General features: G+C 44.9%; 16 protein-coding genes and 4 pseudogenes. 19 read left to right on the forward strand and 1 reads right to left on the reverse strand.

The window, feature by feature from the left end; all coding sequences use genetic code 11:
* The 18 genes and pseudogenes from UA76_RS14290 to tldD all read left to right on the forward strand — a co-directional run bounded on the left by UA76_RS14290 (position 1) and on the right by tldD (position 20,572).
* Complete coding sequence (locus tag UA76_RS14290) at positions 1 to 1,221, forward strand: type II secretion system F family protein (protein ID WP_047047417.1); 1,221 nt, start codon at positions 1 to 3, stop codon at positions 1,219 to 1,221.
* 66 nt (positions 1,222 to 1,287) lie between these two features.
* Complete coding sequence (locus UA76_RS14295; protein ID WP_157617645.1) at positions 1,288 to 1,731, forward strand: MSHA biogenesis protein MshF; 444 nt, start codon at positions 1,288 to 1,290, stop codon at positions 1,729 to 1,731.
* A gap of 78 nt (positions 1,732 to 1,809) precedes the next feature.
* A complete protein-coding gene (locus tag UA76_RS14300; RefSeq protein ID WP_047047421.1) occupies positions 1,810 to 2,385 on the forward strand; it encodes a prepilin-type N-terminal cleavage/methylation domain-containing protein in 576 nt (191 codons plus the stop codon).
* Between the two features lie 37 nt (positions 2,386 to 2,422).
* Positions 2,423 to 2,887 (forward strand): prepilin-type N-terminal cleavage/methylation domain-containing protein, encoded by a 465-nt coding sequence (locus UA76_RS14305; protein WP_047047425.1) that lies wholly within the window; start codon positions 2,423 to 2,425, stop codon positions 2,885 to 2,887.
* Positions 2,888 to 3,024: 137 nt separating this feature from the next.
* Positions 3,025 to 3,489, forward strand: a complete 465-nt coding sequence (locus UA76_RS14310; RefSeq protein ID WP_047047428.1) for a prepilin-type N-terminal cleavage/methylation domain-containing protein — start codon at positions 3,025 to 3,027, stop codon at positions 3,487 to 3,489.
* A complete protein-coding gene (locus UA76_RS14315; RefSeq protein WP_047047431.1) occupies positions 3,486 to 4,046 on the forward strand; it encodes a type IV pilus modification PilV family protein in 561 nt (186 codons plus the stop codon). The genes UA76_RS14310 and UA76_RS14315 overlap by 4 nt, the downstream gene beginning before the upstream one ends.
* Positions 4,046 to 4,771 carry a prepilin-type N-terminal cleavage/methylation domain-containing protein gene (locus tag UA76_RS14320; RefSeq protein WP_047047434.1) on the forward strand — a complete coding sequence of 242 codons (726 nt, stop codon included), beginning with the start codon at positions 4,046 to 4,048 and terminating at the stop codon, positions 4,769 to 4,771. Before UA76_RS14315 ends, UA76_RS14320 begins: the two co-directional genes overlap by 1 nt.
* Positions 4,761 to 5,222 carry an MSHA biogenesis protein MshP gene (locus UA76_RS14325; protein WP_047047436.1) on the forward strand — a complete coding sequence of 154 codons (462 nt, stop codon included), beginning with the start codon at positions 4,761 to 4,763 and terminating at the stop codon, positions 5,220 to 5,222. Before UA76_RS14320 ends, UA76_RS14325 begins: the two co-directional genes overlap by 11 nt.
* Before the next feature lie 2 nt (positions 5,223 to 5,224).
* Positions 5,225 to 8,545 carry a DUF6701 domain-containing protein gene (locus tag UA76_RS14330; RefSeq protein ID WP_052772056.1) on the forward strand — a complete coding sequence of 1,107 codons (3,321 nt, stop codon included), beginning with the start codon at positions 5,225 to 5,227 and terminating at the stop codon, positions 8,543 to 8,545.
* The gene (locus UA76_RS22535; RefSeq protein WP_052772057.1) at positions 8,482 to 9,609 is read left to right on the forward strand and encodes a DUF6701 domain-containing protein; all 1,128 of its coding nucleotides are present in this window, start codon (positions 8,482 to 8,484) and stop codon (positions 9,607 to 9,609) included. Before UA76_RS14330 ends, UA76_RS22535 begins: the two co-directional genes overlap by 64 nt.
* Positions 9,610 to 9,760: 151 nt before the next feature.
* Positions 9,761 to 10,804, forward strand: a complete 1,044-nt coding sequence (locus UA76_RS14335) for a rod shape-determining protein (RefSeq protein ID WP_047047440.1) — start codon at positions 9,761 to 9,763, stop codon at positions 10,802 to 10,804.
* Between the two features lie 66 nt (positions 10,805 to 10,870).
* Positions 10,871 to 11,758, forward strand: a complete 888-nt coding sequence (gene mreC / locus UA76_RS14340; RefSeq protein WP_047047444.1) for a rod shape-determining protein MreC — start codon at positions 10,871 to 10,873, stop codon at positions 11,756 to 11,758.
* Positions 11,748 to 12,235, forward strand: a pseudogene (gene mreD, locus UA76_RS14345) (rod shape-determining protein MreD). Before mreC ends, mreD begins: the two are co-directional and overlap by 11 nt.
* Positions 12,236 to 12,300: 65 nt before the next feature.
* Positions 12,301 to 12,879 carry a Maf family protein gene (locus UA76_RS14350; RefSeq protein ID WP_047047448.1) on the forward strand — a complete coding sequence of 193 codons (579 nt, stop codon included), beginning with the start codon at positions 12,301 to 12,303 and terminating at the stop codon, positions 12,877 to 12,879.
* Between the two features lie 22 nt (positions 12,880 to 12,901).
* Positions 12,902 to 14,370 (forward strand): annotated as a pseudogene (gene rng / locus UA76_RS14355) (ribonuclease G).
* An 11-nt stretch (positions 14,371 to 14,381) separates the two neighbouring features.
* Positions 14,382 to 18,251, forward strand: a pseudogene (locus tag UA76_RS14360) (YhdP family protein).
* A gap of 43 nt (positions 18,252 to 18,294) precedes the next feature.
* Positions 18,295 to 19,114: pseudogene (locus UA76_RS14365) on the forward strand (carbon-nitrogen hydrolase family protein).
* Between the two features lie 12 nt (positions 19,115 to 19,126).
* Positions 19,127 to 20,572: a metalloprotease TldD gene (tldD, locus tag UA76_RS14370; protein WP_047047450.1), complete on the forward strand. Its 1,446-nt coding sequence runs from the start codon at positions 19,127 to 19,129 to the stop codon at positions 20,570 to 20,572.
* Between the two features lie 86 nt (positions 20,573 to 20,658).
* Here tldD and arcA read toward each other — a convergent pair whose 3' ends face one another.
* The gene (gene arcA / locus UA76_RS14375; RefSeq protein WP_047047452.1) at positions 20,659 to 21,879 is read right to left on the reverse strand and encodes an arginine deiminase; all 1,221 of its coding nucleotides are present in this window, start codon (positions 21,877 to 21,879) and stop codon (positions 20,659 to 20,661) included.
* Between the two features lie 559 nt (positions 21,880 to 22,438).
* Between arcA and rraB the strand changes: the two genes are divergently transcribed.
* Positions 22,439 to 22,849 (forward strand): ribonuclease E inhibitor RraB, encoded by a 411-nt coding sequence (gene rraB / locus UA76_RS14385; protein WP_047047457.1) that lies wholly within the window; start codon positions 22,439 to 22,441, stop codon positions 22,847 to 22,849.
* Positions 22,850 to 23,032: the final 183 nt, after the last annotated feature.

Raw genomic sequence — 23,032 nt, forward strand, 5'->3', positions numbered from 1 at the left:
ATGCCAATTTTTCGTTATCAAGGCCGCAACTTAGATGGCTCAAAAGCGGCTGGAGAAATCGAAGCTGCGACTCAAGAGCTTGCTGCTGAAGCGGTAATGAACAAAGGCGTGATACCTACATCCATTACCGCAGGCAAGCAAGGCTCCGCTTTAAGCGTCGATCTCAAAGATATATTTACGCCAAGTGTGCCGTTAGAGGTACTGGTTATTTTCTGTCGGCAACTTTACAGCTTGACGAAAGCCGGCGTTCCTTTGCTACGTTCAATGAAAGGCCTAACTCAGAATTGTGCCAATAAACAACTCAAGGAAGCCTTAGAAGAGGTAACGAACGAATTAACCAATGGTCGAAGCTTATCTGGAGCGATGCAACTGCACAGTAAGGTATTTAGCCCTCTGTTTGTGTCAATGATCAGTGTTGGTGAGAACACGGGTCGTTTAGATCAGGCTTTAATGCAGTTGGCCGGTTATTACGAACAAGAAGTGGAAACACGTAAACGAATTAAAACCGCAATGCGCTACCCAACGTTTGTGATCAGCTTTATTTTGGTTGCTCTGTTTATTTTGAATATCAAAGTGATCCCACAGTTTTCGAGTATGTTTAGTCGTTTTGGCGTGGATCTTCCGTTACCGACTCAAATCCTTATTGGAATGTCCAACTTCTTTGTGAATTACTGGGCTTTGATGGTGGGTTGTATTGTCGGTGGTATGTTTGCGTTTCGTGCTTGGGTCCAAACGGCGAGAGGGCGTGAAAAGTGGGATAAGATGCGATTGCGTTTCCCCATAGTAGGTGATGTCGTCAATAGGGCCCAGCTTTCTCGTTTCTCTAGAACCTTTGCTTTGATGCTAAAAGCAGGGGTTCCGCTCAACCAATCCTTGGCGTTGTCAGCCGAGGCGTTAGACAACAAGTTCCTTGAAGGAAGGCTACTTGAAATGAAAGCTTCAATCGAAGCAGGTAGTACAGTCTCTTCAACAGCCATTAATAGCCAGATATTTACACCATTGGTTATCCAAATGATTTCTGTCGGGGAAGAAACAGGTCGAATTGACGAACTTTTGCTAGAAGTGGCCGATTTTTATGACCGTGAAGTCGATTATGATCTAAAAACCTTAACAGCTCGGATTGAGCCGATTCTACTCGTGATTGTAGCGGGTATGGTGTTAATTCTTGCATTAGGTATCTTCCTGCCGATGTGGGGAATGCTGGATGCAATCAAAGGGTAATGACGCAAAATGGTAAGAGGTCGTACGCGACTTGTTATATGGTTGTTGCTGGTAGTGATTTTGCTTATGACTCTAATGACGTTGTGGCGCCCCATAGAGCAGCGAGCAAGTGAGACAGCTTTACTTGTCGCGAGTAAGCGAATATTGGACCGTGCGAACTACTATAAACAAGAGTGGCTATTAAAAAAGCAGCCAAAGCGTCTATATTTACAAGGAAAAAGCTTACAAGAAAAAAAGTTAGAAGAAAAAGAGTCACAAGAGCAAATGGTTGATTTTAGCGAATCGGGATGGCCAATTGCTATAGATGATCAAGCTAACATCGATTGTGTAGCGTGGTTGAATCTTCTGTATCCCGAAGAAAGGATACTGGAATACGTGCCAGTTCAAATAAATAACGTATCCCAGAATGATTATTACTTGTGTGAATACAGTTATACTCAGAATGTTATTTTAGTTATGACTCTGAAACATAATAAGTTTTCGGTAAGCGTCGGTTTTTCGTCAAATTAGATTTTTTTGACACTTTCTGATGGCCGAACGATACAAAATCCGTATAATACGCCGTACGAAATAGTGAGTAGAGTAGTTATGTATCAAAGACAGTCAGGTTTTTCATTGGTAGAACTTGTTGTGGTTATCGTTGTAGTAGGTTTGCTTGCGGTTGCGGCATTGCCTCGTTTTCTTGACGTCACTGATGAAGCCAAAAAAGCAAGCATCGAAGGTGTTGCTGGTGGTTTTGCCACCGGCGTTCTTTCTGCTCGAGCGCAATGGGAAGCGGAAGCTAGGCCCTCCGTGACCTTAAGTACTGAAAAATACAATACGGTTGACTATGACGGTGTCGATTTTTGGCTAACACGCTCAACAGAGAGTAACGGCAGTAGCACAGGATTTCGTGACGGGTATCCATATGCACTCAATCCTGATGATACAAATTACCCAACGAGCATTACAAATCAATCATGCGTCGATTTGATGGAAAACTTGTTGCAGAATCCTCCAAAAGTTGACACAGTCGATAATGCTCTAACTGATTCAAATGTAAAATATTCCGCACAAGCTGATAACGCAAACTCCACTTGTACTTACATTCAACTGGAAGGAACGACTGAACATCAGTTCGTGTATGAAATCGAAACAGGTCGTGTGACCGTAACACTGCAGTAAGACTGCGTAGTAGTAATAAACATAGAGAGATAAAACTATGAAAAGACAAGGCGGTTTCACCCTCATTGAACTAGTGGTGGTAATTGTTATTCTAGGTATTCTTGCAGTGACTGCAGCGCCACGATTCTTGAACTTGCAAGGTGATGCACGTAAATCTTCACTGCAGGGTTTGAAAGGAGCAATGGATGGTGCGGCTGGTATCGTATATGGTAAGGCTGCTATTGAAGGAAAAGAAGCTTCTGACACCAATGTAAATGTTGATGATATCCAAACTATTTATGGCTACCCAACAGCCTCTTCTGCTGGAATTGCACAAGCAGTGGTTGGCCTAAGCTCTGATTGGGATACGGTCTCTTCAAGCGTGGGGTTGACAGGAATCGGTTATACTTTCAAAGGTCAGGATACGACAGGTTACTCATCGTCAACCGGTTGCTATGTGGAATATCAGCAAGCTACCTCTTCTAGCGTTTACACTATTAACTTACAGGATGATAAGTGTTAACCGTTCAATTAAGTTGTGGGCCAGCATTGCTGGCCTTTTTCATATCAGAGCAAAATCTTCTCTGAATCAGTCCTATATCCTTTCTTTACAGCATAACTCCCTTATAATTTATTTGTTTTCCTAATATTGGTAAGTCTATGGAAAGGCAGAAAAATGACGGTTTCACTCTTGTTGAACTTATTGTAGTCATCATTTTGGTGGGTATAGTCTCTGCCTATGCTGCCAGCCGATATATTGGAGTGGGAAGTTTTTCTGCCTATGCTGCCCAAGAACAAGTCATTTCTATTATTCGCCAAGTTCAAGTCAATCGAATGCAGTCTAACTTGGGTGATAGCAGTGCTAATGACAGTTTCATCTTATCCATCCAAAATGCTTGTTTGGGCTCAGTAGAAGGTTGTAACCAAGCCGATGATTCCCGCAGCGACAGCATCCGTTTTAATAACGTCACTTTCAGCCCCATAACCCAAGTCACATTCGATCTTCTCGGCAACCCTGAAGGCGCAATGAGTTCTGGTGTTTCCATTACGATAAGTGCCCCAAGCAGCCAAACTCAAGTTTGCATTAATGAGCAAGGGTTTGTTTCGCAAGGAGGCTGCAGTTGAGACGAACTCGTGGCTTTACCTTAATCGAAAGTGTGATTGTAATTATTGTGATGGGCATTGCGATGATCACAATGTCGAGCTTGTTATCTCCTCAACTCGCTCGTTCCGGAGATCCCCATTATCAAACTCGCGCCGCAGCACTGGGGCAAAGTTTGATGACGCAAATTTTAGCGCGAAGTTTTGATGAAGAGAGTGATCAAAATGGCGGGGCAATTCGCTGTTCTTCTTCGGATTTAGGGCAAGAACCATGCTCTGAGGCAACAGGCTCAACGCGTGTTCTCGGTTCAGACGGTGAAGACCCAGAAGATTATGACGATGTCGATGACTACATTGGTTGTTGGGAGCCTGAAGGTATCAACGGGTGTGGTGACTTGAATCGACTACTTAGTGGCACTGACACTCCTGGCGCAACGACCTATAAAAACTTCCGTGTTGAAATAGATGTGGTGTACAACAACATTGATTATCCAGACTGGAGCATGAAGCGTGTCGATATGACCATTCAAGCCAGTAATCAACCGGAGCTGAACTTTTCAGGTTATAGGGGGAATTATTGATGAGAAAAGAACGCTCTTATCAATCGGCCTTTACCCTCATAGAGATGATTCTGACTATAGTGGTCGGAGGCATTCTCGTTCTAGGAATTGCAGGCTTTGTTGAGTTAGGAACCAAAGGTTATGCCGACTCTGTTGATCGCTACCGACTGCAAACCCAAGCGAAATTCGTGATTGAGAAAATGTCGCGTGAAGTGCGACATGCTGTCCCCAACTTATTTGAAAATACTGGAGATGCGAGTCAGAGCTGTGTGCGCTTCTACCCTATTGATTACTCTGGCTTCTATGCAATATCTGGTGCAGATATCAACTTTATTGTAGGAACTTCAGGAGCAACCAGTACCAATATCATTGATGCTGGGCGTTTTCTCATAATAAACCCAACGAATATTGTCGATACAGCCAATTCTATTGGGCTTGAAAGCTCTATTGTTTCGATTTCTGGCGCCACATACACAATTAGCGGCGCCGCAAGCAGTTTGGCTAGCACTTCCGTTGCCAATCGACACTATATTTACAGTAATGATGTCGAGTATTGCGTGATCCCTAGCATCTCTAGAATTACCCGCAATGATGTTATTGTCGCAGACAGCGTTGAATCGGGAGACTTCAGATACATCGAGGCTAACATGCAGCGTGGGGGCTTGGTTAATATGGAACTGCTTTTCTCGCAAAATGGCGAAGAGACCAGCTATCAACAAGATGTGCAGGTGCTCAATGTCCCATAAACGAAATTGTGCGTCGCAAAAATTTAAATCCCCCTCACAACAGAGAGGCAGCTTATACATCGTTGTCATCTTCGTTTTAGTGGTCATGGGATTTCTTGCGACAAGCTTAAGCCGGGTTGAGTGGTCCGACAGCGATAGCCGAACGAAAGAGGTATTGGGTACTCAAGCTTGGCTATTAGCGCATTCTGTGAACGAGTATGTGCTGACCGAGTTTTACCCTTTGAATACTTCTGCTGCCGTATCGGCCAATTGCGATCCCATTACGGCTTCAATCGTGAGTGGAGCCGAAAATATGCTCAATGAATTTGCGAGTTGCCGTTCCGTAGAATTAACCTGTACATCAATCGGAGAGCTTGATGATAGTGAGTATTTCCAAGTGACAAGTCGAATCACTTGCGGTTCAGGTTTGAGCGAAGTTGAGCGCGTTCAAGAGATATGGGTGAGGGAGTAGCTATGTATCATCTAAAATATTTATCTCTCTTTTTCGTATCCTTTATCTATTCTGGCTTTTTATATGCAGCAGATTTTGATGAGGATACTTGCGGAGTATTGAATTCGAATAGTGATTTCTCGGTATATTTTGAGATTAACGATGCAGACTTAGAAGAAACAGTTTGGGTTGACAAGGGTGTTGGAGGTGGTAAGCAGGAGCAAATAGCACTTTGGACCGATGATCCATCTGTTGAGAATGAATCGGAGTATGTTATCAAAGCTGGTCCTGAAATAGAGGAGGATGGGGACTACAAGCTTTTACTTACTTACGAGGCTGCTGGCAACAAAACAGGTTTGGTAACTTACTATCTTTGGAGTAGTGGTTCTTGGCAGTATATTTCTGAAGAAACCGCAGACTTATCTTCTTTGAATTCAGTGAATATTAAAGTCGATGGTGATGATATTGAAGAGTTATCGTGTTCGGAGGGGCTTGAACCACCAGGCGAAATTCCAGATTACTCGTTGAACGCACTTTATGAATTTGGTACGGCCCAATGTAACTTAACCAATGGGACTAGCTGTACCATTCCATTCACTCAAGATTATACGATAGCACCACTCGTTTTCGTTATGCCAACAATCGACACCGTCGAACCAGATGAAGACAAACCCGCAACGTTGTATATCTCGTCAGACGTTACGGCAGATTCTACATCAGTTCAAATAACAAAAGACACCGTCGATTTATCTGAAATGGACAACGATGTTGCTATTACTGAGGTCAGTTATCTCATCATCGAACCAGGAGTCGCAGATTTCAATGGTCATACCGTTGTAGCTGGTTACGTTAATACAGACGCCGAAAATTCTAAATCTGATTCAGGCTCTTCTGCTGAAGTGAATTACTCTGACTTCGGGTTCAATGATTCTCTCTCTAGTCCTGTTGTACTTCATCAACTTCAAACACGTAACAATGGCGATAAATGGATGACCTCTGGCAAGTTAGGCCGGACTGATAGCTCGTCTGTTCGCCTGTTTTTTGAGCTTTCTGCATCAAAAGATGATGATCATAATTACGTTGAAGAGAAGATAGCGTTCATTGCGACAGAAGCTGTGTCTGCTCTGCAAGTCGGCAATTATAACGTTGAGTTCCAGCGTGGCTTTAGAAATCCCAGTCAAACGGGGAATGACCCGATGAATGATGCTTGTACCAAAGGTTATGCCGATGTTGGTCTAGATCGAGTAGATGGTATTATAGGTAAAAAGCAAGAGCGTCGAGGTGGTCATGGCGGTTGGACAAGACGTTGTGAGATAAAAGATAGCAATCAAGTCAGCTTCGTTATTGACGAAGACTTCAGTAATCGTGGCCATTTACAAGAAGAGCTTGGTTACTTTGCATTTGAGCAAAAAAGGCTGGATATCGATTACTGTGAATATTTCCCTGAGCCTGCACAAAGCTGGAAAGCACTAGGTCAGCTGAACTTACGAAGTAGTGGAATCACTATAGAAGGTTGGTCAGCTGACTATGAACTAAACTACCTCGATGGTGACACTTTAGGTGTTCCTTTTGAGGGAACAGAAAATGCAAATAGTGAATATCATTTAACTGAAAGTTGTATTACATCTGAAGGCGAAAAAGATTGTGTCCTTAGCGTGGGAGGCTCACCACCTCTTGTCTCTGTTCCTATCAATTTGACACCAGATTGGGGAACATTGGAGCTTATCGTAGATAACTCAAACTTTTCTACCGTGTGTGATGAAGTTGAAGAGTGTGAAACAAATGAAGCCGGAGGAATTAAAACTCTCACTATTTTGGATTCTATGCTGTCTTTGAGAGTGAGTGCATATGGTGGGGAAATTACTGTTGAATTTGCGGCCAAGACTGGTGACTATGGCGTCAGCATTGAATCATATTTATCTGATGGCGCTGTGAATAACTATTTCAATGCAAACTCCAGTTATACTTTCGGCACTTTTAATTACAGCGGTACTGGAGCAACAATGTCCACAGAAACGGGGGTTGTTCTAAATATTGTCAGTAGTTACTCCCAATCTAATGCGGTGCCATTCACCGATGTAGATAGTACAAGAGATTTGATCATTTATGGGCCTCAAGCGTCTATTACGTTTAGAACCCAAGATAACAATGACATTATTGCCCAAGTTTTAGCAGATACCCTGGAATTCACAAATAAGAGTGTTCTTCGAGGCGCTGCAACATCTAATAATCTGATTTTTAATGTCTCAGGCTCGCAAATTATTGGAGAGGGGGCTTGTTTAACCCCTCCGCCCTCAGATGACTACGAACTTCGCCTAACCCCATCAATCGATATTTCATTGACGTGTGAAGTTGTAGAAGCCACAGCAACCATCTACAAAAATGGCAGCGTCGATACCTCCTATGGTGGCACAGTTTACTTTGAAGTTGATGGCACTCAAGTAGGCAGTACAAATGCAGTATCCGGAGTTGCAACTTTTGACGTTAATTCTACCGAGGTTAAAACAGCATCGGTTCGTGCCTATACAACGCCTAGTTCAGATACGGTCGAAGATACGGCAAGCTATGAGTTTGTTCCTTACTTACTGGATATCACGCCATCCCCTCTGGGAGTTATTGCTAATCATCCAGAAGACATTGAAATTCGTCCGCTAGAGTGTAGCAGTGGGGGAAGTCCAATTAGCTCCACTAAATACGAGGGTGTAACCGATGTGGCGTTGTCCAATCTGAGCTACAGCTTGCCTAGTAACCCAGACAATAAAGCCTCTTTGTCACTTTTAAACCACAGTGACGTTTGGGTAGATGTGTCTGAAAATAGCACCACGACAACCACGTTGGAGTTTAAAGTGGTGAGTGGTGAAGTTGTTGCTGAGTCTCAAATTAGATATCCAGAATCTGGTCAAATTTCTTACTCGCTCTCAAGTGATTACTGTATCGATGACGGTGAAGGTGGTCAGCTTTGCGAAACTTCAACGGGTAGCCAGGAGATCCAATCTCGCCCGTGGACCTTTGCACTTTGTAGCAGTGAAGATGATACAACTATTGCAGGCACTGCGACGGGAGGAAATGGTTATCTCGCCTCTGGAGAGCAGTTCGATGTTCAAGTGGTGCCGATAGTTTGGGACGGCTCTGGAGCTATTTCAGGACCGATTGATACGACAAATCTGTGTGGTGAAACGGTTACTCAAAACTTTTTTATGACCAGTGCGCCGACTGCGAAGGTTGTGATGAGCCACGCAGTAGATACCCCATCAGGGGGAGTGATGGTAATCTTTCGGGGGTGTTGGAGAAAGACCATGATAACAAATCCAGCGCCGGAGATTATTATGATTACTCTAACTTAGCGTGGGATGAGGTTGGCAGTATTCAACTTCAAGCGGATACCGAGTCGAGCTACTTCGGCATGGATATCAACCAAGGTTACCGCAACTTTGGTCGGTTTTATCCAGCGCTATTTACCGTAATAAGCACGACTTGGACGTATCCGAATTCTCCTGGAACATTTGTTTATATGGGGCAGCCGTTTGATGGCGTAGAGTTCGAGGTTGAAGCGTTTAGCGGGAGCTCCATTACTCCCGAACTGCAAAACTATGCCCATGATGAATACGATAAAGATAATTTAGGAATACGAGCGTCTTTTAATTTATTTGAAGATAGTACGGAATTTGGATCCCGTTTTAATGCTCCGAATATGACAGGCGAAGACTGGGATGTGCGTGATGGCACTCGTTCGGTTGGCACATTTAGCTTTGGTTCTTCGAGCGAATGTTCAACGGGAGTTTGTTGGAAAAAACGTACTGACTTTGTTGAAGATGGTCCATTCAATTCTGATGAAAACATTGAAGATTCACTAATTTCCGTTTCGGGTATGTCAGATGATCCAATAAATTATACAACAGATGGGCAGCGACTCTCTGAGCAGCCAGATATCCGCTTTGGCAGAATCGTACTGGAAGATCTTGGAGGAATAGAAGATACCAATATAACGGTTCCACTGGCGGTAGAGTATTGGAATGGCAGTCGCTTCTTGTCCAATACAGATGACTCTTCAACTGGATTTGATGGTAGTCGTCACTGCTATCAGGTTATTCGTTCTGATCACACTAACAATGCCGCTTTAGGTGGTTCAGATACAGTGAGCTTTGGTGAATCTAATGATCTAGTGGCGAGCCAAACCGATGCCGCTCGCGAGCAAATTCGTTTTTGGTTAACGTTGGACAGCAGTGCGGGTGAGAATGGCGAGAGCGACTCGTGTACCACTGGAGATAATGAACTGCCTTGGCTTCGCTACAATTGGGACGGTTCAGACTCCGATGAGGAAGATCCTTCAGCCGTGGTGACCTTTGGGATCCATCGAGGAAACGATAAAGTGATTTTCCGTGGTGAATCTGGATTGACCGGGCAATAATTTCTGTAAATTATTGGTGGTAAGTTAGGAATCTGTTAGAAAATGCGGATTTCAGTCCATCTTTACGCTTCAATGCCTTGCTGTGATGGCAAGGCATTGGTACATTTAGTGCAATTTTTATCTTCTAATTCTTGCAGGACGAGCGAAGAATATGTTCAAAAAACTTCGTGGCATGTTTTCAAATGACCTATCGATCGATTTAGGTACTGCCAACACTCTTATTTACGTTAAAGGACAAGGTATCGTCCTAGACGAACCTTCCGTTGTTGCTATTCGCCAAGACCGCGCACGCGCTGGAAAAAGCGTAGCTGCAGTTGGGCATGCAGCGAAACAGATGCTAGGTCGTACACCTGGTAACATTTCTGCTATTCGTCCAATGAAAGATGGCGTAATTGCCGATTTCTACGTGACTGAAAAAATGCTTCAGCACTTCATTAAGCAAGTTCATGACAACAGCGTTCTAAAACCAAGCCCACGTGTTTTGGTTTGTGTTCCTTGTGGTTCTACTCAGGTTGAACGTCGTGCAATTCGAGAATCTGCTTTAGGTGCGGGTGCACGTGAAGTGTACCTCATTGATGAGCCAATGGCGGCAGCAATCGGTGCAGGCCTGCGTGTATCTGAGCCAACAGGTTCTATGGTTGTGGATATCGGTGGTGGTACGACCGAAGTTGCGGTTATCTCACTCAATGGTGTGGTTTATTCATCTTCAGTACGTATTGGTGGTGACCGTTTCGATGAAGCGATCATTAACTATGTACGTCGTAACTACGGTAGCTTGATTGGTGAAGCGACGGCTGAAAAAATCAAGCATGAAATCGGCTCAGCTTACCCGGGTGATGAAGTTCAAGAGATTGAAGTTCGCGGCCGTAACTTAGCGGAAGGTGTACCACGCAGCTTTAGTCTAAACTCTAATGAGATCTTAGAAGCGCTTCAAGAACCGTTGACCGGCATTGTGTCCGCTGTGATGGTTGCACTTGAGCAGTGTCCACCAGAGCTCGCTTCTGATATTTCAGAAAATGGTATGGTGCTGACTGGTGGTGGTGCGCTACTTAAAGATCTTGATCGTCTACTAACCGAAGAAACGGGTATTCCTGTCGTTGTAGCTGAAGATCCACTAACGTGTGTTGCTCTTGGCGGTGGTAAAGCGCTTGAGATGATCGACATGCACGGTGGCGATCTATTTAGCGAAGAGTAATTTTACTCAAGTTTTTCGGCTTTAATGTCGTTTACTTCAGCCAATGGATTTTAGGATCTCGATAGAATGAAGCCAATTTTTGGCACAGGACCTTCACTTCAATTTCGCCTATTCCTAGCGGTTATTCTATCAGCCAGCCTTATGCTGGCTGATAGTCGTTTAGGTGCGTTTTCAAATGTTCGCTATTTATTGAACAGTCTTGTAGCCCCAATCCAATACGCAGCCGATTTGCCACGAACTATGTTCGATGGCTTCTATGAGCGTTTTCACAGTCGTCAGCAGCTAATGGAAAATAGTCGTAGCTTGAAGCGAGAAGTACTTCGTTTAAAGAGCGACATGATTTTGCTTGAGCAGTATCAAGAAGAAAACCAACGCTTACGTAAACTTTTAGGTTCGTCATTCGTCCGTGATGAAAAGAAAGTAGTGACGGAAGTGATGGCTGTTGATACCTCTCCATACCGCCATCAAGTTGTGATCGATAAAGGCAGAATCGATGGTGTTTATGTGGGGCAACCGGTCATTAACGACAAAGGTATTGTTGGTCAAGTGACGTTTGTTGCCGCTCACAACAGTCGAGTCTTGCTACTGACAGACAGTAACAGTGCGATTCCGGTTCAAGTGATTCGAAATGATATTCGCGTGATTGCATCGGGTAATGGTCAGGTCGATAAGATTCAGCTAGAACACATCCCAACCAGTACTGATATTCAAGAAGGTGACTTGCTTGTTACCTCTGGCCTTGGTGGTGTTTACCCGGAAGGGTATCCAGTCGCTCATGTTTCGTCAGTGGAGCACGATACGCAACGTGAGTTTGCGGCTATTGAAGCCGATCCTGTGGTGGATTTTGAACGATTACGTTACTTGCTACTCATCTGGCCAAACGAGTCGCGTCAAGAGAAGGTCCTATTGGCAGACCCTGAACAATTAGAACAAGGGGAAAGTGATGGCGAGTAGGATTTTACAAAGCCGCATTGCGATTGGTTGCTCTTTTCTCATTGCATTGGTACTTCAAACCATCCCTTGGCCGGGTATTTTTGATGTTTTAAGACCATCTTGGTTGTTGCTGGTGACCTGTTATTGGGTATTGGCGTTGCCACATCGCGTCAATGTGGGCAGTGCTTTGATTGTTGGTCTGCTTTGGGATTTGCTCCTCGGTTCAACCTTAGGTATTCGCGGTATGATGATGTCTATCGTCATCTACTTGGTTGCACTGAACTTTTTGGTACTGCGAAACATGGCACTTTGGCAGCAAGCGTCATCATAGGCCTGCTTTCAGTGCTACTTGAGGTGCTGATTTTCGGCGGTGAATATCTGATTCAAGATGTGACATTTAATCCATTGGCTTTATGGAGTGGTTTAATTAACTGCATCCTCTGGCCTTGGCTATTCTTATTGATGCGCCGAGTAAGACGTCAGTGGCATGTGAAGTAGCTTATTGTCAGTGACAACAGCATCCAATTAGGCCTGCTTGAACTAGACTGCGAGAGTTGTAGTAAATGAATAAAAAGATTGTGTTAGCTTCTGGGTCGCCTCGTCGTAAGGAGCTTTTGGCTCAGCTAGGCTACGACTTTGATATTGAAGTGAGTGATATCGAAGAGCAAAGAAATGAGAGTGAATCACCGCGTCAATACGTTGAGCGTCTATCCAGAGATAAAGCATTGGCAGTTTTGAGTGCGCGATCTTCAGCGAGTGAACAAGCGGATAGCATTGTCATCGGGTCCGATACCATCGTTGTGCAAGGTGAGACGGTTTTAGAAAAACCGAGAGACTTTGCTCACTCCAAGCAGATGCTGCAACAGCTGTCGGGTCAACGTCATCAAGTGATGACGGCGGTGACGGTAGCAACAAAGAACAAAGTAAGCTCAGTTGTGGTGACAACTGATGTGTGGTTTAAGCCACTGTCTGATGAAGAAATAGAACAATATTGGCAGTCAGGCGAACCATGCGATAAGGCTGGCAGTTACGGAATACAAGGTTTAGGTGGGCGTTTTGTTACCCGCATTGAAGGCAGCTACTACGCGGTTGTTGGCCTACCTTTATTTGAAACTGACCAGCTACTGCAAGAATTTTTATAATTTTAAATTTTGAGGTGCGCTCATGAGTGCAGAGTTGCTGTTAAACGTGACCCCGAGTGAAACTCGTGTGGCCATGATTGAAGGGGGCGTCCTTCAAGAAATACATGTTGAGCGCGAAGCAAAACGTGGAATCGTTGGAAACATCTACAAAGGTAAAGTGAGTCGCGTTTTACCCGGAATGCAGGCTGCATTTGTCGATATCGGTTTAGATAAAGCCGCATTTTTGCATGCGTCGGATATTGTTCCCCACACGGAATGTGTTGCAGAAAATGAGAAGCAGCAGTTTCAAGTGAGAGACATCTCAGAGCTGGTTCGTCAGGGGCAAGACATTGTGGTTCAAGTGGTGAAAGATCCACTCGGAACAAAAGGTGCTCGCTTAACTACTGATATTACTCTGCCGTCGCGCTATTTAGTGTTTATGCCGGGAGCTGGACACGTAGCGTCTCTCAGCGTATTGAAAGTGAGAAAGAACGTAACCGCTTAAAGAAGGTCGTATCTCACTACTGTGATGAACACGGTGGCTTCATTATTCGTACTGCAGCAGAGGGGGCGGACGAAAAAGAGCTTTCTCAAGATGCCGCTTTCCTAAAGCGTTTATGGTCGAAAATCATTGAACGCCGCTCTAAGTACAAAACCAAATCGACGTTATACGGTGAGCTTGGCTTAGCGCAGCGCATTCTTCGTGACTTTGTTGGTACTGAGCTAAACAAAATCATGGTCGACTCACGTTTAGAGTTTGAAAACCTTGCCGAATTTACCTCTGAATATGTGCCGGAGCTGACTGAAAAGCTGGAGCTGTATGAAGGTGATAAGCCAATCTTCGACATGTACGACACTGAAAATGAAATTCAGCGTTCTCTTGATCGTAAGGTCGAGCTTAAGTCGGGCGGCTATCTGATCATCGATCAGACAGAAGCCATGACCACCGTCGACATCAACACAGGTGCATTCGTTGGGCGTCGTAACCTTGAAGAAACTATCTTCAACACCAACATTGAAGCTACGCAAGCCATTGCGAGACAGCTACGGCTACGAAACCTTGGCGGCATTATCATTATCGACTTTATTGACATGAACTCTGAAGAGCACCGTAAGCGTGTACTTACTTCTTTAGAGGCAGCTCTTGATAAAGATCGCGTTAAAACCAACATCAATGGCTTTACTAATCTTGGCTTAGTCGAGATGACGCGCAAACGCACGCGAGAAAGTATTGAACATGTGCTGTGTTCTACTTGTCCAACTTGTGAAGGGCGTGGCAGCGTGAAGACGGTAGAAACGGTGTGCTTTGAAATCCTGCGAGAAATTACTCGTGTGAATAGAGCTTACGATGCCGATAAGTTTGTTGTTTATGCAGCACCCGCAGTGGCTGAAACGTTAGAAGGCGACGAGTCTCACGCGTTGGCAGAGCTTGAAGTCTTCATTGGTAAGCAAGTTAGAATTCAGGCTGAAGCGCTGTATGTGCAAGAGCAGTTTGATGTAGTAATGATGTAATTGGTTGAACAGTGAGCGTTAGTTTTACTCGCGTTATGCGAACCATCTTATGGCTGTTGGTAACAATATTGGTCTTATTGGCCTGTGTTGTTACCTCATTGCGCGTAATGCTTCCGCAGCTCGATCGTTTTCAACCGGAAATTCAGTATTGGGTTAACAAAAACAGTGGGTTTGAGTTTCAAATAGAGCAGGTGAGTGGTTTTTGGCGAAACACTCATCCATCCCTTTCACTGATTGGAATGCAAGCCGGTGCTCCCGAACAGTCAGAAATGCACCTGTCAGCCGCTCAAATCGATATTGAATTTGACCTGATTCACTCCATACTTCAGATGCAACCTGTGGTTGCTGATCTCTCCATTCACGGTTTAAAGCTCGATATCAGTTCTATTGATTGGTTGGCCGTTGCACGGAGTAATGAAGAGTCGCAACAAGCCAGTCCGAGCGATCAAAACACGGTTGAACGGATAAATAATCTGTTTCTACGCCAACTTGATGACTTTTCGGTTTTCGATTCTCGTTTGGTTTACCAAGCGGTCGATGGCGGAATACGTGAGCTCGACATTAGTCGTCTACAGTGGCGTAACTTCGGTCGTCGCCATTTAGCTGAAGGTATTGTGAGCATTGCGGATGCTAACCTCAACTCTTTGTCAGTAAGCGCTAATTTTGTAGACAATGGTTCGTTAACCGATATCTCTGGTGAGTTTTACGTCTCAGCACAAAACCTTCGCGTCACACCTTGGTTAACTAAGTACCTAAAAGAAGAGATGGGTATTGAAAGTGGCCAAGTCAGCTTTAACAGTTGGGTGACACTACAGAATAACCGGCCAACCAATGCTTATGTAGAATTGGACCCGTCAGAGTTGAGTTGGGTTGAAGAAGAGAAACATGACTTAATTATCGAGTCAGGCGTGTTTCAGTTGAGCCTATGCTTGGGGATGGAAAGTAAATGGTCACTCACTTCAAGTGAGAACCGATGATACGCCATGGCCATCTTTAGATGTCGCATTTGATTGGCAACCAGATCAATGGCGTTTAAATGTCTCTCAATTAGACATTGCCGCTTTAACGCCTATAGTGAAGCTCATTCCTGAATCAGAAGCTACGTCTGAAATGCTTGATACACTTAAACTCGGCGGTCTGATTGAAGACCTTCGCGTTTCGATGGGAAGTGATATTGAGTCATTAAGATACTCTGCAGACCTATCTCGCGGCACTATTGCTCAATGGGAGCTGCTTCCGGGTATTCATCACCTTTCTGCGAATATTCATGGTCGCGCCGATCAAGCGGTGGCCTCCGTTTCTTTGATTGATGATGTGCTTCCTTATGGTGATGTGTTCCAAGCGCCATTGAATATGAAGCAAGCCCAAGTCGATATTGTTTGGCAAAAGGATGGAGACGATTGGTCTTTGTGGGCGGATAAGGTCACTGCTGCTACGCCAGATTTGCAAGTGCTTGGCGCGTTTCGTTTAGATTTTCCTAAAGACAAAAGTCCATTCTTATCTTTCTACGCGGAAGCGGATCTCTATAACGCGAGTGAAACTTGGCGATATTTACCGACTTTGGCACTTGGTCGGAGTTTAACAGACTATTTATCTACGGCGATTCAAGCGGGTCGCGTTAATACTTCCAAGCTCATTTGGTACGGAGAGTTAGGTAATTTCCCTTACCATGATAACAACGGCATGTTCCAAGCTTGGGTTGGTTTGAAAGACGCAAAGTTTAGCTTTGATACCGCGTGGCCACCGATTACTGATCTACAACTTGATCTTCTGTTCCAAAATGATGCGATGTATTTGGACTCGCACGATGCCACTTTGATGGATGTGCAAGGCCAGCGAATTACAGGGCGTATTCCTGAGCTTTCGGGTGATGGTCACATTGAAATAGAGGCCAAAGCAAAGGCGAAAGGGAATGCAGTTCGCGATTATATGACCTCCTCTCCACTGGTAGATTCAGTTGGTGCCGCGCTTACAGCCGTTCAAGTGAGTGGTGACGTCAGTTCTGAGTTTCAATTGTTTATCCCGTTTGATGACCGCGAGGCGCGAGCTTGGGGGTACGCTGATCTAAACAGTAATCATGTAGAAATTGAAACACCGCCAATGACGCTGGAATCTGTAAGTGGCCGAATAGAGTTTGATAATGATGTTGTTACCGCGGCAGGCTTAGAAGCGAACTTACTCGAACAGCCAGTGTCGATCGATTTTGCGGGTGAGAATGCGGGTTCAGGTTATGCAGTAGCGATTGATGTGTTAGGTGATTGGGAAGTCGAGCCGCTCTATCCCTATGTTGGTGAGCGTTGGTTAAGCCGCTTAGGTGGTCATGCTCAATGGCAAACAGGGGTGGATATCCAGCTTAATGATGTCGGCTTTACCTACCAAGTGGATTTGGTCACTGACCTTAAAACGCTAAGTAGTGATTACCCAGCGCCGCTTAAGCGAGAAGTGGGGACCGAAGGGCAGTTGAAGCTGCAAGCTTCAGGTAACCAAGAAACGATCACTGCTCGACTGGAGTTGCCACAAGCAAAATACCAAGCGGAAATCGATATTCGCCCAGATACGCCTGTGTTGAAAGCAACGAATCTCATCTTAGGTAATGGCAGCTTCAAGATAAGCCCAGTGGTTGGACACCAAATGCAGGTGCGATCTAACTCATTTGATTTAGATGCGTGGATAGAGTTTGTTAACCAGCCTGTCCCTACGAGAAAAGCTGCGTTAGATCAGATGAACACACCGACGATCCCATCACCTAAGCGTGTTGATATTGATGCAAAAGAAGTCATTTTAGGTGGGATAACTTGGAATGATGTGGATTTCTCAGCGCGCAAAAAGGCGTTGGGCTGGCATATGGAACTCGATAGCCAAGAAGCAAAAGGTGAAGCAAACTACATTGAGCCTTATGACCTAACCGTCTCTCTTGAACGACTGCACTTGAACTTAGAAGACTCCAAAACGGATCTTGGTGAAAAGTCATTCCTAGATACATTAGACAAAGAAGAACCATTGATCTCTGACTTTGATCGTCATTTCCATCAGCATTTACCAAACCTGACGGTACGGATCGACGATTTTTGGCTACAAGGATATAAAGTAGGTCAAGCAAACATGGATCTTCAGCGACGTGGCAACAAGCTCGTGTGGGAAGACATGACCTTTGTTAGTGGGAGTAATAAGGTTTCTGTACAAGGAGAATGGGCGCTTGAGGATGAGCTCAGCATAGTGAGTTCAGCATTAGTGTTGAGGGTGACAATAACAGTGAGCTGATGGAGCGATTTGGTATTCAAGCCGGGATTCAGCGCGCATCCTTTGAGTTCAATGCCGATGCAAGTTGGGATGGCGCACCTTGGTCGATGCAAACCGAAACGTTAAACGGTACGGCTAATACTAAGTTTGGTAAAGGCGTGATATCCGATGTGAGCGGCGCGGCTCGTCTTCTTGGTTTGTTCAGTCTAGATTCTATCATCCGCAAAATGCAGCTCGACTTTACTGATGTCTTTGACAAAGGGATGGCGTTTAACTCCATTACGGGTAGCGGCAAGATGCAAAATGGCGTGTTTGTCACTAACGATATTAAGATGGACGCGGTTGCGGGTGAGATGACAATTAAAGGCCTTGCTGACTTGAATACACAGACCGTGGATGCAGAAGTTAACTTTGTACCCGATATTACCTCAGGTATTCCTGTTCTGACAGCCTTTGCGGTGACGCCGCAAACCGCTTTATACGTATTAGCCATCACAACCGTAATTTCACCGGTGGTAGAAGTCTTTACTCAAGTAAATTATCAGGTAATTGGTCCACTGGATTCTCCTACGGTGAGGGAGCTCTCACGTAGTCGGGGCGAGTATGAACTGCCAGAGAAGTTTAGAGAACAAGCTAACTAAAATGGGCTGAACTTAGATAATGGGCTGAAATGAGGATAGATGCATGGATCGCATTGGAATAATTCAAATGACCTCTGGGGCCAACCCAGATGACAACCTTGATTACATAGAGCAGCAAATCGAGCGCTTAGCATCGCAGGGTGCTCGTTGGATTGTGACTCCCGAGAATGCTATCGTGTTCGGCTCGAAGTCTGATTACCATAGGCATGCTGAAAAGTTAGGCTGTGGTTTGATACAGCAGCGTCTTTCTAATCTTGCTAAGCAGCATAAGGTTTGGTTGATTGTGGGCAGCATGCTATATTGACGGAGCAAGGCGTATCGACAACGTGCTTAGTGTTTGACTCTAATGGCGAGAGACAGGCTCATTACGATAAGCTGCACATGTTCGATGTTGATGTGGCCGATAGCCACAAGCAGTATCGAGAGTCAGCTATATTTAATGCAGGCGATGAAAGCGTTGTCGTCGATTCTCCTTTTGGACGCTTGGGCCTTAGCATTTGTTATGATGTAAGATTCCCCCATTTGTATTCTGAACTGGTGCAAAAGGGTGCGCAGATTATCATTGTGCCTGCGGCGTTTACTGCTGTGACAGGGCAAGCCACTGGGAAACCTTGCTAAGAGCTCGGGCCATAGAGACGCAGTGTTGGGTTGTCGCGGTTAATCAAGCGGGCACCCATCCATGCGGGCGCCAAACGTGGGGACACTCGATGGTAATCACGCCTTGGGGTGAAGTGACCGTGAGCACTCAACAAGAAGCGGTTAGTTTTATTGCGGAAATAGAATTAGCCCAAATTCAACAAATTCGAAGTGCCATGCCTGTTGCCCAACACGCAAGGTTTGAAAACAAGTTTAAAAGACAATAATACGAGCACACTATGACCATTAATCGCATTGAAGATGCACTACTTAAACCAGCGGGACTGAGCGAGCATGATATCGCTAACACGCTAGAAAGTATCGCAACACGCCAAATTGATTACGCTGATATTTATTTTCAGTCGAGCTGGCATGAGTCATTGGTGCTAGAAGACAGCATCATTAAGGACGGTTCGTTTAACATCGATTGTGGAGTCGGCGTTCGTGCGGTGACGGGAGAAAAAACCGGTTTCGCGTATTCAGACCAAATTCAACTTGAAGGTCTGAAGCAAAGTGCGATTGCCGCGCGTGGTATTGCGCAGCAAGGCCAAAATGGCCGTGTACAAGCGTTTAAACGCAATGAAAATCAAAGTTACTACGCTGCAACTAACCCGTTGCAAAGTTGGAAGAAGCAGCAAAAAACAGAGCTTCTGAAAGAGCTTGATGCTTACATCCGAACTAAAGAGCCTCTGATTCAAGAAGTATCGGTAAGTTTGAGTGGCGTGCACGAGCAGATGCTGGTGGCGGCGACCGATGGTACTTACGCTGGAGACATTCGACCGCTGGTTCGTTTGTCGATTAGTGTGCTTGCCCAAAAAGGCGATCGCCGTGAGCGAGGCAGCTCAGGTGGTGGTGGTCGATTTGACTACGACTTCTTTATCTCAGAGCAAGATGGCCGTAAAGTGGCTTTCCAATATGCCGATGAGGCGATTCGCCAAGCTTTAGTGAACCTTGAATCTGTTGCTGCACCAGCTGGCACAATGCCAGTGGTGTTAGGTTCTGGTTGGCCGGGCGTATTGCTGCATGAAGCCGTTGGGCATGGTCTTGAAGGTGACTTTAACCGTAAAGAGTCGTCGGTATTCTCAGGAAAAGTTGGTCAGAAGGTAACATCAGATCTTTGTACGATCGTTGATGATGGCACATTGAAAGATCTTCGTGGATCACTGAATGTGGACGATGAAGGTGTTTCTGGTCAGTACAATACACTGATTGAAAACGGCGTCCTTAAAGGTTACATGCAAGATAAATTGAATGCTCGCTTGATGGGTGTTAACCCAACGGGTAATGGTCGTCGTGAGTCCTATGCACACCTTCCTATGCCGCGTATGACAAACACTTACATGTTGCCAGGTCAACACTCGCCAGAAGAGATCATTTCGACGGTGAAGAAGGGCCTTTACGCACCTAACTTTGGTGGTGGTCAGGTGGATATCACGTCGGGTAAGTTTGTATTCTCTGCATCAGAAGCTTACATGATCGAAAACGGTAAGATCACTCATCCAGTTAAGGGGGCGACTTTGATCGGTTCAGGTATTGAAGCGATGCAGCAAGTCTCTATGGTGGGCAACGACCTAAGTCTGGACCGTGGTGTCGGCGTGTGTGGTAAAGCTGGGCAGAGTGTTCCTGTCGGTGTTGGCCAGCCAACATTGAAGCTCGACGCGTTAACTGTTGGTGGTACCGACTAACCCCCTTCATAATCCAATAAAAAAGCTGCGTTGAACGCAGCTTTTTTGTATGAGTGCCAAGCTATATTCGGAAAGTCTAAGCCTTTTTAGATACCGTCTCTTTCAATTGGGCAACTCATACAGCGAGCGCCACCACGGCCTCGGCCCAGCTCATTACCCGGAATGGTTAGAACCTCAATGCCTGCTTTGTCGTATTTCTCGTTGGTGTATACATTTCGTTCGTAACCAATGACGACTCCTGGCTTCACAGTCAGAACGTTGTTGGCATCATTCCACTGTTCACGTTCGGCTTCGTAGCTATCGCCGCCGGTTGTGATGATTTTCAAGTAATCCAGTTCCAGTGCATTCTCGATAGCGTGAATGTAACTTGGAACCTTTTCAACCTTCATGTCGCCATCGCTTTTAGGCGTTAGGCTCCAAGTATCGAGGTCTTTACGCATGATTTCTGGATACACAGAGAAGGTATCAATATCCATGTGCGTCATCACCGTATCTAAATGCATACACGAGCGATGCTTAGGCAAATCAACCGCAATCACTTCTTTTGCTTGACCATGCTTGAACAGATTAGCAGCCAAGTTCTCGACTCCCTGCGGTGTGGTACGTTCTGAAATCCCAATCAGAACTGCACCTTTACCGATGACTAACACATCGCCACCTTCGATGTTGGCGTTATCATAATGAAGGTCTTCGTCGCCAAAGTATTTAATGAAGTCCTGACCTGCAAAAACCGGATGCCAGCGATAGATAGCGCGTAAGTGGTTAGTTTCTCTTTGACGAGCCGGTTTCATCATCGGGTTAAGTGAAACGCCGCCGTATACCCAACACGAAGTATCACGTGTGAACAGGTGGTTAGGTAGAGGCTCAATCACGAAATCTAGAGGTCGATGCATCTTAGGAAGCATTGAGGAGGACTTGATTGGCAACTCGGAATAGGCAAGGCCACCAAGAAGTACCGTCGCTAGGTGTTCATTGTCCATTTCTGCAAGATAGGTACGAAGGTCTTTGGCAAAGGTTGGTCCGTAACGGAAGTCAGAGATTTGGTTGTTAAGAAGCCAAGCTCGCGCTTCAGCGACTTCCAATGTCTCTACCAATAAATCATGAAGAAGCAGTACTTCGACCCCTTGCTCGGTTAGCGTTTTCGCAAATGCATCGTGCTCTTCCCCTGCTGCTTCAACAGCCAGTACGTCATCAAACAGTAGCTCATGGCAGTTTGATGGCGTGAGGTGGGTGAGCGCTCGCTCAGGTCGATTTAATAATACTCGTCTTAGTTGGCCTACTTCAGACCCGACGTACAGCTTATTCATTTTGTATCCTTACATCTTTTCCAGCCGTTATTTATGACAAGCTTGTTATAAACTTGCAAGTTAATATTTTAGCAACTTAATCTGTCATATGTCATTTCTATGGTTTTAACGTTTGTGTATTGATGTAATTGTTCATTTAAATTCCAAAGTGGCGTCTGGGAATAACAAGATATGAAGTGCTTGAATATGCGAAAAGCCTAATGATCAAAATCGATTCTAGTTCTGATAAGCAGGCATAGCTATGCACAATGAAATTGAAAATGGCGCTTCTTCTTCATGTTTATTCAATTGTGGTAAGAATAAGCTATGCAGCATGGGTCAATGATGATTCATATTGCTAATGTTGACTCTGCTTGGGCCCACCGAGCTTTGTTCTGATTCGCATAGAGTTTGATTTAATGTTAAATTTTTGTTTCTGTGATCTAAGCAAAGTGGCGGGATCTAGGGTGGTGTAAGAAAGATCACCGAGTGGAGCGATTCTTTGTGGCATTTCATTAAGATCCGTGCCATATTCCGAGCCAACATAAATGATCATTTCTAGCCACTCTGGAGAAACACTATGTCTCACGAAGATGAATATCTATCAGTAGAAGAATTAATTGAGATTCAAAAGGAAGAGACTCGCGATATCATTCAAGCATTACTTGAAGACGGCAGTGATCCAGATGCCTTATATGAGATCGAACACCACCTATTTGCCGAAGATTTTGCAACTCTAGAGAAGGCGGTTGTTGAAGCCTTCAAGATGGGCTTCGAAGTTCTAGAAGCAGAAGAAACTGAAGATGAAGATGGCAATAAGCTACTTTGCTGTGACGCGACCATGGAGTCAGCGTTAAACCCAGAAGCGATCGATGAGCAAGTTGAAAAGCTTGTTCATTTAGCAGAGAAGTACGACATCATCTACGATGGTTGGGGCACATATTACGAAGGTGAAGATGCCATCTACGACGAAGAAGATGACGAAGAGTAAGATGACTTTGTTCTAACCTTTATATTGAAAGCCAGCTTTGAAGCTGGCTTTTTTGATCGTGAAACGTTGCCAACCGTTATGATTTTGTTTCTCGCATACTATACCAAAGTGACTTCAAGATGCAGGATTCAGAGCGTTGTCACGGGTTCAAGTTCAAGGCAAATGACGCAGCGGAATAATGGA

It is taken from the genome of Vibrio mexicanus (genome assembly GCF_001012815.1).
GTDB classification, from domain to species: domain Bacteria; phylum Pseudomonadota; class Gammaproteobacteria; order Enterobacterales; family Vibrionaceae; genus Vibrio; species Vibrio mexicanus.

Coding starts and splice junctions, on each gene's coding strand:
- UA76_RS14290 (WP_047047417.1), top strand. CDS start 1: ATGCCAATTTTTCGTTATCAAGGCCGCAACTTAGATGGCTCAAAAGCG.
- UA76_RS14295 (WP_157617645.1), top strand. CDS start 1,288: ATGACTCTAATGACGTTGTGGCGCCCCATAGAGCAGCGAGCAAGTGAG.
- UA76_RS14300 (WP_047047421.1), top strand. CDS start 1,810: ATGTATCAAAGACAGTCAGGTTTTTCATTGGTAGAACTTGTTGTGGTT.
- UA76_RS14305 (WP_047047425.1), top strand. CDS start 2,423: ATGAAAAGACAAGGCGGTTTCACCCTCATTGAACTAGTGGTGGTAATT.
- UA76_RS14310 (WP_047047428.1), top strand. CDS start 3,025: ATGGAAAGGCAGAAAAATGACGGTTTCACTCTTGTTGAACTTATTGTA.
- UA76_RS14320 (WP_047047434.1), top strand. CDS start 4,046: ATGAGAAAAGAACGCTCTTATCAATCGGCCTTTACCCTCATAGAGATG.
- UA76_RS14325 (WP_047047436.1), top strand. CDS start 4,761: ATGTCCCATAAACGAAATTGTGCGTCGCAAAAATTTAAATCCCCCTCA.
- UA76_RS14330 (WP_052772056.1), top strand. CDS start 5,225: ATGTATCATCTAAAATATTTATCTCTCTTTTTCGTATCCTTTATCTAT.
- UA76_RS14335 (WP_047047440.1), top strand. CDS start 9,761: ATGTTCAAAAAACTTCGTGGCATGTTTTCAAATGACCTATCGATCGAT.
- mreC (WP_047047444.1), top strand. CDS start 10,871: ATGAAGCCAATTTTTGGCACAGGACCTTCACTTCAATTTCGCCTATTC.
- UA76_RS14350 (WP_047047448.1), top strand. CDS start 12,301: ATGAATAAAAAGATTGTGTTAGCTTCTGGGTCGCCTCGTCGTAAGGAG.
- tldD (WP_047047450.1), top strand. CDS start 19,127: ATGACCATTAATCGCATTGAAGATGCACTACTTAAACCAGCGGGACTG.
- arcA (WP_047047452.1), bottom strand. CDS start 21,879: ATGAATAAGCTGTACGTCGGGTCTGAAGTAGGCCAACTAAGACGAGTA.
- rraB (WP_047047457.1), top strand. CDS start 22,439: ATGTCTCACGAAGATGAATATCTATCAGTAGAAGAATTAATTGAGATT.